This window comes from Modicisalibacter radicis (assembly GCF_900961225.1).
Lineage (GTDB): Bacteria > Pseudomonadota > Gammaproteobacteria > Pseudomonadales > Halomonadaceae > Modicisalibacter.
The window spans coordinates 61,456-75,035 of the sequence record NZ_CAAHFN010000056.1; the positions used below are offsets into that span (position 1 = coordinate 61,456).

A 13,580-nucleotide genomic window follows, 5' to 3' on the forward strand; every position below is an offset into this window, starting at 1 on the left:
TGACGACCGGCGGCGTGGCGCCGCCGGGCCGCTCCGGGTCGTGCGGTCTTGTGGGTTAACGCGCGCGGACGATCGTGTCCTGCTCGGCCTGTTCCTTTTCGCGCACCTTGTCGCGGATCAGCTTTTCGAGATCGTCGACGAGGTGGTCGTTGCGCAGCTTGGAGGCCGGCTTGCCGTCCAGGTAGACCAGATTGGCCGGACTGCCGCCGGTCAGGCCTACATCGGTTTCCTTGGCCTCGCCGGGGCCGTTGACCACGCAGCCGATCACCGAGACGTTGAGCGGTGTCATGATGTCCTCGAGGCGCTCCTCGAGGGCGTTCATGGTGCTGATGACGTCGAAGTTCTGGCGCGAGCAGCTGGGGCAGGCGATGAAGTTGATGCCCTTGGCGCGCAGCTTGAGGCTCTTGAGCATGTCGAAGCCGACCTTGACCTCCTCGACCGGATCGGCGGCCAGCGACACGCGGATGGTGTCGCCGATGCCGTCCATCAGCAGCATGCCGAGACCGATCGACGACTTGACGGTGCCCGAGCGCAGCCCGCCGGCCTCGGTGATCCCCAGGTGCAGGGGCTGCTCGATGCGGCTGGCCAGGTCGCGATAGGCGCCCACCGCCATGAACACGTCGGAGGCCTTGACGCTGACCTTGAAGTCGGGGAAGTCGAGGCGGTCCAGGTGGTCGATGTGGCGCATCGCCGATTCCACCAGCGCCGCCGGGGTCGGTTCGCCGTACTTCTTCTGCAGATCCTTCTCCAGCGAGCCGGCGTTGACGCCGATGCGGATCGGGATGCCGTTGTCGCGCGCCGCCGAAACCACTGCCCGGACGCGATCCTCGCGGCCGATGTTGCCGGGGTTGATGCGCAGGCAGTCGACGCCGAGCTCGGCGACGCGCAGGGCGATCTTGTAGTCGAAGTGGATGTCGGCGACCAGCGGCACCGGCGACTGGCGCTTGATCCGGCCGAACGCCTCGGCGGCGTCCATGGTCGGCACCGAGACGCGCACGATGTCGGCGCCGGCGGCGGCCAGGCGCTTGATCTGCTCGACGGTGGCGGCGACATCCAGGGTGTCGGTGTTGGTCATGCTCTGCACGGAGATGGGCGCATCACCGCCCACCGCGACCGAACCGACTTGGATCTGGCGCGACTTGCGCCGCTGAATGGGGGACTGAGCGTGCATCGAATTACTCTCCCAGCGTAAAGCGGGCGACATTGTTACCGCCGGTATGGGCGCTCAGGTCGACGGCTTCGCCACGGTAGTCCAGCGTGACGCCGCTGGCGTTGCCGATGGTCAGACGAAACGGCGGTTCGCCTTCGGCCGTGGCCTGGGTACCGGCGGACTGCAGACCGACCAGGATGCGGCGGTCGGTGGCGTCGTAGATCTCGGTCCACGACTGCTCATTGAAGGTCAACGATAGCTGCCGTTGGTTGACGGCCGGCGCCTGGGCGTCGCTTTCGGCGGCCGCCGGCGTGGCGTCGTCGGCCGGGCTGGCGGTCCCGGTGTCGGGGCTGGTCTCGGACGCACCGTCACCGGTTGCGGCGTTGGACGGCGTTGCCGTCTCGCCGTCGGGCGACGTTGCGGCGACGTCGTTGTCGACCGGGGCGGCTTCGTCGTCGACGAGGGGCGGTTCGTCCTCGCCAGCGCCGGCTGGCGCTGCGGCATCGTCGGACTCGACCAGGCCGAGGTCGCTCTCCTGGTCGGCGACCGGGGGCATGGATTCGTCCTGGGCCGTGGCATCGGTCGGCGCATTGCCATTGCCGGCGTCATCGTTCATGGATTCGACGACACTGCTCTCGCCGGAGCCGCCCAGGCCGAGCAGGTCGTTGCCGTTGCGGCTCTGCCACCATAACAGCGTCAGGCCGATCAGGCCGAGGATCACCAGCAGGGTGAACAGCTTGAAGATCCAGGCGCCGACCCGTGACGGTTTGCGCGCACGCTGCACCGGGGCGACCCGACGCTCGACATCGCTGCGGGTGTCGCCATGCTGGGCATTGTAGGCGGCGACGACCGGGGTCTCGTCGATGCCCATCAGCCGCGCGTAGGCGCGTAGATAGCCGCGTCGGTAGGCGGCCACGGGGACCTCGCTGTACTGGTCGGCCTCGAGGCCGTTGACCACCGCCGGGCGCAGGTTGAGTTGTACCGCGACCTCATCGACGGTCAGGCCCTGGCGTTCGCGTTCGCGCTTGAGCATCTCGCCGGCGGAGCGCTGTCCGGCGGATGATAGCTCGGGGTCGAGACTGGCTTCCTGTCGCTGTTGTGTGTCGCTCATGGCTGAGCCGTCCTCTTATCTCGTGATCAGGGAGCGCGCTGAGACTCGTTCAGCTGCTGCGAATAGAAAGCGGCGCTGGCATCATCGCCGCGAGCGCTGGCGATCTGCTCGGCCAGTCGAAGACTCTCGGGGGTGGTGCCGGCCAACCGGATGAAGCGTTGCAGCTGGTCCCAGGCGCGATCGGGGTCGCCCTGTGCGGTGAGCGTTCTCGCCAGCGCCAGATAACTGGGGGCGTGGCGTGGGTCGATGCTCTGGGCGCGTTCCAGGCTCTCGGCGGCGGCGGCAAGCTCGCCGCGCTCGAAGCGACAGCGCCCCAGGTTGGTGAACAGCTGGGCACGGTTGTCGTAGTGGATGTCGGCGCTGGCGCGTTCGAGCTGCGCGCAGGCCGCGGTGATCTCGCCCTGGCGGTAAAGGAATGCCGCGTAGTTGTTGCGTGCGCGGGTCAGGTCGGGGTCGGCGTCCAGTGCGCGTTCGAAGAATTCACGCGCCAGTCGATCCTCGCCCTGGCGCTGGTAGAGCAGCGCATTGGCCTGCAAGGCGTCGGCATTGCCGGGGTCGATGGCCAGGGCGCGTTCGAGCTTGCGCTGCGCGCGCGGCAGGTTGCCCTGTTCCATGTACTCGATGCCCATCGCCACGTTCAGCTCGGTCGCCCGGTCCGGGTTGGCACCACTTTCCAGGCCATCCTGCTGCGTGGCGGCACAGCCGGAAAGCCACAGCGCAGTGAGCATGACGGCACCCAGCCGGGGTGCGGGTAACGAGCATGGGCGACGGATCATGCACTCCTCTCGACGGTAGCGGATCGTTCGGCGCGAACGGCCTGCGGTCGACTCTCTGGGTTGTAAGAAACCGCTTGCGCGACACGGCGCGGCCAAGCCTTGAGCGTACTCATAAAAGCGCTGCGACCAGTTGAAGTCAAGGTCACGCCCTTGGGCTGCGGCCAGTCGCGGTCCGAGGGCGTGACCGCCCATCAGTCGGCGTCGAGCTGAATCGACTGGATATAGCGCTCGTGACGCCGCGTGCGGTCCTTCACCCGGCCGACCAGCTGGCCGCAGGCGGCATCGATGTCATCCCCCCGCGTGGCGCGAATCGGCGCGGTGTAGCCGAGATCGAACAGCCATTGCTGGAAGCGCATGGTCTGGTTGCGCGAGGGCTTCTCGTAGCCCGAGTGCGGGAACGGATTGAACGGGATCAGATTGATCTTGCACGGCAGTTCCTCGAGCAGCGCGGCGAGCTGTTCGGCGTGCTCGCGCTGGTCGTTGACGTCCTTGATCAGGGTGTACTCGATGGTCACCAGGCGGGTGTCGTGGCACTTGGCCAGATAGCGCTGGCAGGCATCGAGCAATTTGCGAATATTGTACTTGCGGTTGAGCGGCACCAGTTCGTTGCGCAGCTCGTCGTTGGCGGCGTGCAGCGAAATCGCCAGGCTCACGTCGATCTCGTCGCCGAGCTTGTCGATCATCGGCACCACGCCCGAGGTCGACAACGTGACGCGGCGCTTGGACAGTCCGTAGCCGTTGTCGTCGAGCATCAGCTTCATCGCCGGGACCACGTTGTCGTAGTTGAGCAGCGGCTCGCCCATGCCCATCATCACCACATTGGTCACCGGCCGGTTGGCGGTATCGCGCCGCGGCCCGCTGCTGCGCTGCGCCACCCACACCTGGCCGATGATCTCGGCGGCGGTCAGGTTGCGCTGGAAGCCCTGCTTGCCGGTGGAGCAGAAACTGCAGTCGAGCGAGCAGCCGACCTGCGACGACACGCACAGCGTGCGCCGGGTGCCGTTGTCCGAGGGAATCAGCACGGTTTCCACGTAGCTGCCGTCCTCGACCTCGAGCACCCACTTGCGGGTGCCGTCGTTCGAAGTGCCTTCGTAGACCACGCCCGGCCCGCGCACCTCGGCCACCTCGGCGAGCTTGGCGCGCAGCGGCTTGGAGAGGTTGGTCATGGCGTCGAAGTCGTCACAGCCTTCGATATGGATCCATTTCATCACCTGGTTGGCGCGAAACTTCTTCTCGCCGATCGACAGGAAGAAGGCTTCCATCTGTGCGCGAGACAGGCCAAGCAGATTGGTGCGGGGCGTAACGGCGGTGGCGGTCATGGTGGTCAACCGGTCGGTGGGGCGTGAGGGGAGACTGGCCCGGGTGGAGCAACCGCGGGAGCCGGCCGGCCCCCGCGAGTCGACTCAGCGCGGGCAGATCTCGTCAGCGCCGAAGAAGTAGGCCACTTCGCGCTCGGCGGATTCCGGCGAGTCGGAACCGTGCACGGCGTTGGCGTCGATGGATTGCGCGTAATCGGCACGGATGGTGCCCGGCGCGGCTTCCTTGGGGTTGGTGGCGCCCATCAGCTCGCGGTTCTTGGCGATGGCGTCGTCGCCTTCCAGAACCAGCACGGTGACCGGGCCGGAGGTCATGAAGCCAACCAGCTCACCGAAGAAGCCGCGCTCCTTGTGCTCGGTGTAGAAGCCCTCGGCCTGCTCCCGTGAAAGCTGCAGCATCTTGGCCGCGACGACCCTGAGGCCGGCCTTCTCGAAGCGGCTGACGATCTCGCCGATCACGTTCTTGGCGACGGCGTCGGGCTTGATGATGGACAGGGTGCGCTGGTTTGCCATGGTGTCGATCTCCGTGAAAACAAAAGGGTCGCTGATACGGCTGCGCGCCGCAGGATAGCGGCGCGCAGAGGGTCGGGTCAGGCGCCGCGAGTGGCGGGCGCCGAGAGCGCGTCATTATAGCGGTTCGCGGGCTACTACGCATCCGTGACGGCGCAGGGCCTTCGAGGATTTCTACAAAAGGCCTGCACTCGGCAATACGGCGTTGAAATTGTCCTCAAAATGCTCATTTACCCATCGTAAACTGCGCTTTTTCGTTCAATTTCGCCTTGTCTTGCCTTCGTTCGCCTGTTTTGTGAAAACCCTCTCAGACGCTGAAGCTTTCGCCGCAGCCGCACTCGTCCTTGACGTTGGGGTTGTTGAAGCGAAAGAAGCGGTTCAGCCCCTCGTTGACGTAGTCGACCTCGCTGCCGTCGAGCATGTTCAGCGCGTCGGGAGCGACGAACACCTGCACGCCGTGCTCCTCGAACGAGACGTCGTCGCCCGCCGCTTCGTCGGCGAAGTCGAGCACATAGCTGTAGCCCGAGCAGCCGCTGGGCTTGACGCTGACGCGCAGTCCCAGGCCGTGACCGCGCTCGTCGAGGACCCGGCGAATCTGTTCTGCGGCGGCGGTGGTGATGGATAGTTGCGCCATGATGAACCTCCTGACTTCTAGGCGGCGGCTACTTGTTGAGTGGCCGGATGGTACCGAAACAGCGCCGCTATCGGCGTAGTGTGGCGACGGCGTGTTGCAGGTCGGCGACGGCGGCGTCGATGTCGGCTTCGCCGGTGAAACGGCCGAAGCTGAAGCGCAGCGCCGTCAGTGCCCGGGCGCGCGGCACGCCGATGCCCGTCAATACATAGGATGGCTCGACACTCGCCGAATTGCAGGCCGAGCCGGTGGAGACCGCGATGCCGCGCAGTGCCATGAGCAGCGACTCGCCGTCGATGCCGTCGAACGACAGGTTGACGATGTTGGGCACCGAGACGCCGGTGTCGGTATTGCGATGGATGCCCTCGAGCCCCTGCAAGCCGGCGAGAAAGCGATTCGACAGCGATTCGATGCGCGCCTGGTCGGCCGCGCCCTCGTCGGCGGCCAGCGCGAAGGCTTCGCCCATGCCGACGATCTGGTGAGTCGGCAGGGTGCCCGAACGCATGCCGCGCTCGTGGCCGCCACCGTGGATCAGCGCTTCCAGGCGAATGTCGGGACTGCGCTTGACGTACAGCGCGCCGATCCCCTTGGGGCCGTAGACCTTGTGGCCCGACAGCGACATCAGGTCGATGCCCTGCTCGACGACATCGAGCGGCAGGCGCCCGGTGGCCTGGGCGGCATCGACGTGGAACACCGCGTCGCGGGCATGCACCACCGCCGACAGCGCGGCCAGGTCGTTGATCGCGCCGAGTTCGTTGTTGACCGCCATCAACGACACCAGCGTCGTGTCGTCGCGCATCGCCGCGGCCAGCTTCGACGGCGAGACACGCCCGTCGTGTTGCGGCTCCAGCCAGGTCACCTCGAAACCCTCGGCCTCCAGGGCGCGGGCGGTATCGACGACCGCCTTGTGCTCGATGGTCGAGGTCACCAGATGCCGGCCGCGGGCGCGATTGGCACGCATGAAGCCGATCAGCGCCAGGTTGTCGGCCTCGGTGGCACCCGAGGTCCAGACGATCTCGCGGGGATCGGCGCCGATCAGATCGGCGACCTGACGGCGCGCGCTCTCCACCGCCTGCTCGGCCTGCCAGCCGGCCATGTGACTGCGCGAGGCCGGGTTGGCGAAGATGCCATCGAGGCCCAGGTGGCGCGACATCGCCTCGGCGACGCGGGGGTCGACCGGGGTGGTGGCGGCGTAGTCGAGATACACGGGTGCGTTCATGATTCTTGAGGGGGGTCTCGGTGAGTGCGGCGTCATGGCGCTGAGGTGGCGATGGTGTTGGCGTCTAACTCCTGGCGCTGCCGTGCGGCGACCCGGCGAACCTCCTGGCGCTCGACCAGCTCGCCGAGGCTGATGCCGTCGAGAAAGCCACGGATCTCGTGGGACAGCTCACACCAGAGGTGATGGGTGAGGCAGGTGTTGCCCTGCTGGCAGTCCGACAGCCCCTGGCAGCGCGTGGCGTCCACCGACTCGTTGACCGCGTCGATCACCCGCGCCACCGAGACCTCGTCCGGGGTGATCGCCAGCAGGTAGCCGCCGCCCGGGCCACGCACGCTCCGGACCAGCTGGGCACGGCGCAGGCGCGCGAACAGCTGCTCGAGATACGACAGCGAAATCGCCTGGCGCTGGGAGATATCGGCCAGGCTGATCGGGCCTCGTTCGCCGTGCAGGGCCAGGTCGAGCATGGCGGTGACGGCGTATCGTCCTTTGGTGGTCAGGCGCATAAGGGAGTCACAAGCCGCGTTGGATGATCGGGAACGGTGATCGCAAGCATGGGTGCTCGTTCGACGGGCTGGCGGCCAACGGGGCCGGGAGCCGCCCCCGGCCTGCCGCTGGCGACAGGCCGAGCGTCTATGATGCGGCCATTATGAGAAAACCGAGTAGAACGGTCAACAATTGCCGGCGACTCAGCGCTGACCGCCCGAGCGACGCCGTGGCGTCTGTCGATCGTCGGACGACGAAGCCGCGGCATCGCTTTCGGCGGGCTGGCGGTCAGGCGCCTCGGTGGGGGGGCTGGGTCCGTCTCCGGGGCCTCGGGCGCCAGCGCCGGATCGGGCGAGCAGCAGCTGTCGACGTCGGCGAGGATCTCGGCGAAATCCTCGTCGCGCAGTTCGGGCAGGTTGCCGGTGCGGTAGCTGGCGTCGAGCTTGCATAGCGTGTTGCACATCATCTCGATGCGCTGATCGACGGCGTGCATGTGATCGAGCATCGCCTGCATCGAACGCGCCACCGGGTCGGGCATGTCCTGGCTGACGCCGTAGGCGTCGAAGCCGAATTTTTGGCGTATCGCCTCGCGTCGCTCGGGATCGAAATTCGGCACCTCCTCGCTGTCCGGGTCGACGCGCTTGACGATCTTGCCGGGAATGCCGACCACCGTGGCACCGGCCGGTACTTCCTTGGTGATTACCGCGTTGGAGCCGATCTTGGCGCCGGCGCCGACCGTGAACGGGCCCAGGATCTTGGCGCCGGCGCCGACGATCACCCCGTTGCCCAGCGTGGGGTGACGCTTGCCCTTGTTCCAGCTGGTTCCCCCCAGGGTGACGCCCTGGTAGAGGGTCACGTCGTCGCCGACCTCGGCGGTCTCGCCGATCACCACGCCCATGCCGTGGTCGATGAAGAAGCGCCGGCCGATGCGCGCCCCGGGGTGGATCTCGATGCCGGTCAGCCAGCGCGCCAGCGTGGAGATGGTCTTGGCCAGCCACTTGAGGTTGCGCTGCCACAGCCAGCTACCCAGGCGATGGGCGAGCAGCGCGTGCAGGCCGGGGTAGTTGGTCAGCACTTCGAGGAAGTTGCGTGCCGCCGGGTCGCGGTCGAACACGCTGTTGATATCTTCACGCAGGCGGCGAAACATGCAGCGATCCTTGTTGAACGACGGCACCACGGCGGCCCGCCGGTGATCGGGATGGCCATTCATTATTGGGGCGCGCCGTCCGGGCTGCAAGGTGCCCGGCGCGAGTCGCGCTCAGCGACGGCCGGTGTGCTTCTCGATGGCGGTGAGAATGCCGCGCAGGATATTGACCTCGAGGCTGTCGGGGCGCGCGCGCAGGTACAGGCGGCGCAGCCTCGCCATGAGTTGTCGCGGCCGTTCGGGATCGTGGAAGCCGATCGCCGTCAGCACGCACTCGAGGTGCGCGAAGTAGCGCTCGAGGTCGGCGTGGCTGGCCGGCGGACTGTCCCATTCGACGCCAAAGGGCGCCTCGCCAAAGGGCGCCTCGGCAGAGGGCATCTCACCAAGGCGCGCCTCGCCTTCCAGAGCGGCCGCTTGCCCGGTCTTGGCGGCGTCCAGCCAGGCGAGGCGGCACTCGTAGCTCACGACCTGGACCGCGGCGGCCAGGTTGAGCGAGCTGAATTCGGCATTGGTGGGGATGTGCACATGGCGATGGCAGCGCTGCAGTTCGGCGTTGGTCAGCCCGGCGTCCTCGCGGCCGAACACCAGCGCCACGCGCGCTTCCTGGCGGGCCAGCTCGGCGGGAAGCGCGGCGCCCAGCTGGCGCGGGCTGATCATTGGCCAGGGCAGGGTGCGCGAGCGGGCGCTGGCGCCGACCACCAGGGTGGCGTCGGCGATCGCGTCGTCGAGGTTTTCGTGCAGCGAGGCCGTGGCGAGCAACGCATCGGCGCCGGAGGCCCGCGAGATCGAGTCGCTGGTCTGGACCTCGCAGCGCGGCGCGACCAGGGCGAGATCGGCAAGCCCCATGTTCTTCATCGCCCGGGCCACGGCGCCGATATTGCCGGGATGGCTGGTGCCGATGAGCACGATGCGAAGCTGATCGAGGGAAAAGGATTGGTCGGGCATGGCGAGTTCGGGTCCGGTCGAGCGTTGGTGCGGCGCAGCGGCTGGGCGGCTGTCGATCGTGGGCGCGCGTAGCGAGAATGTCGGGTTGCGCGACAAGTCTATCGAGCCGAAGAGGCGGATAGCGAGCTATTTAACGTATCTGACTTGCCGGCGGCGAGGGGCGGTGCGATTTGTCATGGCCGCGAGGGCGGCTTTTTGCTAGCATTCCCGCCGTTCTTTAACAGTTACCGAATCCTCAAGGCCCGATCATGCATCCGATGGTCCAATATGCACTGCGCGCCGCGCGCAGTGCCGCCGAGCAGTTCGTGCGCATTCGCGAACGCATCGATGTCGCTCACGAAGAGCGCAATATCGACCAGCTGCTCGAAGACGCCGCGCGCAACGCCGAAACGCTGATCGTCCGTCAGCTGGCGCGCGGTTATCCGCAGCACGGCATCGCCGGCCGCTTCACGCCGCACCGCGACGGTGAAGGCGAAGGTCGCGACATGCTGTGGCGGATCGAGCCCTTCCACGGCTACTCCAATCTCAGCACCGGCGGCAACGGCTTCGCGCTGTCGCTGGTATGCCTGGTCAAGGGGCGCCCCGAGCACGCGGTGGTGATCTGCCCGTTCAGCGACGACGAATATCTGGTCAGCCGCGGCCGCGGCGCGCAGTACAACGGCAAGCGCATCCGCGTCAGCAAGGCCACCCAGATCGAGGGCATCCGCCTGGCGATGGGCTTGCCGGAAAGCTGGCTGCGCTCGCGTCACCTGCCGACCTACCTGACGCTGGCCCAGCAGCTCGGTCCGCGCATCGATACGCTGACCGCCAGTGGCTGCCCGCTGCTCGATATCGCCGAGCTGGCCGCCGGTCGCGTCGACGCGGCGTTCGTGCTGGGCCTCGAGGAACAGGACAGCCTGGTCGGCACGCTGCTGCTCAAGGAAGCCGGTGCGCTGATGGGCGGGCCCGACGGTTCACCCGGCGTGACTCCGGAAGGCCGGCTGATGGCCGCCGGCCCGCGACTCTACAAGACGCTGGTGCAGACCCTGCAACCGCATCTCTGAGCCGCCGGCCCTGCGTAGCCAACAAAAACCCGCTCGATTCGAGCGGGTTTTTTTATGGCTATGTCCGGCGTTCAGCCCGCTGGATCGCTTCCGGCCGGTCCGATCAAGTGCTTGACCTCCTGGTAGCTGGCCGAGCCAAGGGTCCTGATTCGCGGCCGATACGGCACGCTTTCCAATGACTGCTCCGGAATCTCAGTGACAGCTCCAAGGCTCCTTGCTGGCGTTATCCTTGATGTTCTGATCGACGAATCGATAGTGACTCTCCTTGACGCGTGTCCACCAGCCATTGCTGATGGCGATGGCGTATCGGGTCAGGATCGCTTCGACATGCTCGATGCACAATCGCGAGGCATCGTAGGCCAGGTCGAGGCGCCGCTTGTCGGGCTCGAAGGTGACGCGTTCAAGGCCGAACAGACCGTCGATCTCGCCGATGGCAGCTTGCAGCGCCTCTTCACTGCAGGGCTTGAGCTTGAGTTTGCGGGTCACCAGATTGACCTCGGAGACACCGAGGCGACGCTCTTTATCCGGCATGTTGAACCTCCTCTCGTAGCTTGAAAAAGATGATAAAAATGAGCGCCATCGGTGGGGTTACCCGACGGCCAGGCGGTGACCAGTGAAGGGCTCGACGGGTCCAGCCCCGGACTCGGACTCACTGCCGGCATCCGCAGATGACTACTCATCATCCCTCATCTTGCCCTTCGGCCCATGGTGGTGCCCGCCATGCATCAGCAGGTGCATCAGTGGGCATGCCAGCACCAGCAGCCAGGGTGCCGCGCTCAGGAACAGAGCCTTGTGCGTGTCCCAGAGCAGGGTGACGATGATCAGTCCCACTAAGCCGGCCACCAGGCCGATCTGCAGCCGCGTCGGGCGGCGCTCCAGCCAATGCTTGTCGTGTGCCATGCTCAGATCTCCTCTCGCCGCAGTCGCAGGGCGTTGGCCACCACCGACACCGAACTGAACGACATCGCCGCCGCAGCGATGATCGGTGACAGCAGGATGCCGAAGGCCGGGTAGAGCACGCCGGCGGCGACCGGCACGCCCACGCTGTTGTAGACGAAGGCGAAGAACAGGTTCTGCTTGATGTTGCGCAGGGTGGCGCGGCTGAGCCGGCGGGCGCGCACGATGCCACGCAGGTCGCCCTTGACCAGCGTTACGCCGGCACTCTCCATGGCCACGTCGGTGCCGGTGCCCATGGCGATGCCGACCTGGGCCTGGGCCAGCGCCGGGGCATCGTTGATGCCGTCGCCGGCCATGGCCACGAAGCGTCCCTCGGCCTGCAACGCCTTGACCTTCTCGGCCTTCTGCTCGGGGAGGACGCCGGCGATCACCTCGTCGATGCCCAGTTGTCCGGCGACCGCCTGCGCCGTGGTCCGGCTGTCGCCGGTCAGCATGACGATACGGATGCCCTCGCCATGCAGCGCCTCGATCGCCTCGCGGGTCGTCGCCTTGATCGGGTCGGCGACGGCGACCAGCCCGGCGGCCCGGCCATCGACGGCGACGAACATGGCGGTCTTGCCGTCGGCACGCAGCGCCTCGGCATGCTCGGCGAGTGCCCCGGCCTCGATCCCTTCGGCGGCCATCAGCGCGTGGTTGCCGAGCGCCACCGCCCGATCACCGACCTTGCCCTTGACGCCCTGGCCGGTCACCGACTCGAAGTCGGTGTAGCGCTCGGGAGTGATATTGCGCGCCTGCGCCCCCTGGACGATCGCCGTCGCCAGCGGGTGCTCGCTGCCCCGTTCCAGGGTGGCCGCCAGGCGCAGCACCTCGTCCTCCTCGAAGCCTTCGCTGGCGACCACGTCCTGCAGCCGGGGGTGCCCCTCGGTGAGCGTGCCGGTCTTGTCGACGATCAGGGTGTCGACCTGGCGCAGGGTCTGGATCGCCTCGGCATTCTTGAACAGCACCCCCGCCGAGGCGCCCTTGCCGCTGGCCACCATGATCGACATGGGCGTGGCCAGCCCCAGTGCGCAGGGACAGGCGATGATCAGCACCGCCACGGCATTGATCAGCGCATAGGCCATCGCCGGCTCGGGCCCCCACACTGCCCAGACCACGAAGGTCGCGACGGCGGCGAGCACCACCGTGGGCACGAAGTAACCGGCGACCACGTCCACCAGGTTCTGGATCGGCGCCCGGCTGCGGCTGGCATCGGCGACCATCTGCACGATCTGCGCCAGCAGGGTGTCGCGGCCGACGCGCCGGGCCTCGATGACCAGCGAGCCGGTGCCGTTGATCGTCGCGCCGATGACATCCTCGCCCTCGCCCTTTTCGACGGGCATGGGCTCGCCGGTGATCATCGACTCGTCCACCGAGGAGCTGCCCTCGACGACCCGGCCGTCCACCGGCACCTTCTCGCCGGGGCGTACCCGCAGGCGATCGCCGATCTGGATCTGCTCCAGCGGCACGTCGGTCTCGCCGCCGTCGCTGGCGATACGTCGCGCGGTCTTGGGGGCCAGCCCCAGCAATGCCTTGATCGCGCTGTTGGTCTGACTGCGTGCGCGCAGTTCCATGACCTGGCCCAGCAACACCAGGGCGACGATCACCGCGGCGGCTTCGAAGTAGACGCCCACCTGTCCCGTTGCGTCGCGGAAGGAGGGCGGGAAGAGCTGCGGAAACAACGTGGCGACCAGGCTGTAGAGATAGGCGACCCCGACGCCGAGGGCGATCAGGGTGAACATGTTGGGATTCCAGCCGATCACCGACCGGTAGCCGCGCACGAAGAACGGCCAGCCACACCACAGCACCACCGGCGTCGACAGGGCCAGTTCCATCCAGACGTGCACCTCGTGCGGGACCCACGCCTCCAGCGACAGGCCAGGCAGGTGTTGTCCCATCGCCAGCACGAACACCGGAATCGACAGCGCCAGGGCGACCCACAGGCGCCGGGTCATGTCGACGAGCTCGGGGTTCGCCTGCTCCTCGGCGGTGACCTGTCGTGGCTCCAGGGCCATGCCGCACTTCGGGCAATCCCCCGCTTCGTCCCGGACGATCTCGGGATGCATCGGGCAGGTCCATTCGGTCCGGGAAGCCGGCGCCTGGGGAGCGACGGGCTCCAGGGCCATGCCGCACTTGGGACATTCGCCGGGCCTGTTGCTGACCACTTCGGGATGCATCGGGCAGGTGTAACCCGACCCTTCCTCCGCCCCGCTCTTCGGCGCGTCGGTCGCGGTTTTACGAGTCTGGGCGGGTGCCAGGGACGCGTGAAAGTGATCGTGTGATGGGTTCATGGCCACTCCTGGGTGGGAGGATCTGGGT

13 protein-coding genes and 1 pseudogene are annotated in these 13,580 nt (G+C 67.1%); 1 reads left to right on the top strand and 13 read right to left on the bottom strand.

Translation table 11 applies throughout. The features are described 5' to 3' along the window. Positions 1-55 precede the first annotated feature (55 nt). The 10 genes and pseudogenes from ispG to HR9077_RS08340 all read right to left on the bottom strand — a co-directional run bounded on the left by ispG (position 56) and on the right by HR9077_RS08340 (position 9,285). The gene (gene ispG / locus HR9077_RS08295; RefSeq protein ID WP_136066544.1) at positions 56-1,171 is read right to left on the bottom strand and encodes a flavodoxin-dependent (E)-4-hydroxy-3-methylbut-2-enyl-diphosphate synthase; all 1,116 of its coding nucleotides are present in this window, start codon (positions 1,169-1,171) and stop codon (positions 56-58) included. 4 nt (positions 1,172-1,175) lie between these two features. Further along, the gene (locus HR9077_RS08300; RefSeq protein ID WP_136066545.1) at positions 1,176-2,261 is read right to left on the bottom strand and encodes a RodZ domain-containing protein; all 1,086 of its coding nucleotides are present in this window, start codon (positions 2,259-2,261) and stop codon (positions 1,176-1,178) included. A gap of 26 nt (positions 2,262-2,287) precedes the next feature. Then, complete coding sequence (gene pilW, locus HR9077_RS08305) at positions 2,288-2,989, bottom strand: type IV pilus biogenesis/stability protein PilW (protein WP_244613104.1); 702 nt, start codon at positions 2,987-2,989, stop codon at positions 2,288-2,290. A gap of 239 nt (positions 2,990-3,228) precedes the next feature. Beyond that, on the bottom strand, positions 3,229-4,356 hold the full coding sequence (gene rlmN, locus HR9077_RS08310; RefSeq protein WP_136066547.1) for a 23S rRNA (adenine(2503)-C(2))-methyltransferase RlmN: 1,128 nt from the start codon (positions 4,354-4,356) through the stop codon (positions 3,229-3,231). A gap of 84 nt (positions 4,357-4,440) precedes the next feature. After that, positions 4,441-4,866, bottom strand: a complete 426-nt coding sequence (gene ndk, locus HR9077_RS08315) for a nucleoside-diphosphate kinase (protein ID WP_136066548.1) — start codon at positions 4,864-4,866, stop codon at positions 4,441-4,443. A gap of 304 nt (positions 4,867-5,170) precedes the next feature. Further along, positions 5,171-5,497: a HesB/IscA family protein gene (locus HR9077_RS08320; protein ID WP_136066549.1), complete on the bottom strand. Its 327-nt coding sequence runs from the start codon at positions 5,495-5,497 to the stop codon at positions 5,171-5,173. A gap of 67 nt (positions 5,498-5,564) precedes the next feature. Further along, positions 5,565-6,713, bottom strand: a complete 1,149-nt coding sequence (locus HR9077_RS08325) for an aminotransferase class V-fold PLP-dependent enzyme (RefSeq protein ID WP_136066550.1) — start codon at positions 6,711-6,713, stop codon at positions 5,565-5,567. Between the two features lie 32 nt (positions 6,714-6,745). Next, positions 6,746-7,216, bottom strand: a complete 471-nt coding sequence (gene iscR / locus HR9077_RS08330) for a Fe-S cluster assembly transcriptional regulator IscR (protein WP_136066551.1) — start codon at positions 7,214-7,216, stop codon at positions 6,746-6,748. A gap of 275 nt (positions 7,217-7,491) precedes the next feature. Continuing rightward, positions 7,492-8,343, bottom strand: a pseudogene (gene cysE / locus HR9077_RS08335) (serine O-acetyltransferase); the annotation flags it as partial. A gap of 111 nt (positions 8,344-8,454) precedes the next feature. Beyond that, the gene (locus HR9077_RS08340) at positions 8,455-9,285 is read right to left on the bottom strand and encodes an RNA methyltransferase (RefSeq protein ID WP_136066552.1); all 831 of its coding nucleotides are present in this window, start codon (positions 9,283-9,285) and stop codon (positions 8,455-8,457) included. A 248-nt stretch (positions 9,286-9,533) separates the two neighbouring features. On the opposite strand from HR9077_RS08340, the gene HR9077_RS08345 reads away from it, so the two are divergent. Beyond that, positions 9,534-10,328 (top strand): inositol monophosphatase family protein, encoded by a 795-nt coding sequence (locus HR9077_RS08345; RefSeq protein WP_136066553.1) that lies wholly within the window; start codon positions 9,534-9,536, stop codon positions 10,326-10,328. Between the two features lie 192 nt (positions 10,329-10,520). Here the strand turns inward: HR9077_RS08345 and HR9077_RS08350 are convergent, their stop codons facing one another. The 3 genes from HR9077_RS08350 to HR9077_RS08360 all read right to left on the bottom strand — a co-directional run bounded on the left by HR9077_RS08350 (position 10,521) and on the right by HR9077_RS08360 (position 13,552). Further along, positions 10,521-10,859 (bottom strand): cation transporter, encoded by a 339-nt coding sequence (locus tag HR9077_RS08350; RefSeq protein ID WP_136066554.1) that lies wholly within the window; start codon positions 10,857-10,859, stop codon positions 10,521-10,523. A gap of 141 nt (positions 10,860-11,000) precedes the next feature. Next, positions 11,001-11,228, bottom strand: coding sequence for a DUF2933 domain-containing protein (locus HR9077_RS08355; RefSeq protein ID WP_136066555.1), 228 nt, complete (start codon positions 11,226-11,228; stop codon positions 11,001-11,003). Between the two features lie 2 nt (positions 11,229-11,230). Beyond that, on the bottom strand, positions 11,231-13,552 hold the full coding sequence (locus tag HR9077_RS08360) for a copper-transporting P-type ATPase (RefSeq protein WP_136066556.1): 2,322 nt from the start codon (positions 13,550-13,552) through the stop codon (positions 11,231-11,233). Between the last annotated feature and the right edge of the window lie 28 nt (positions 13,553-13,580).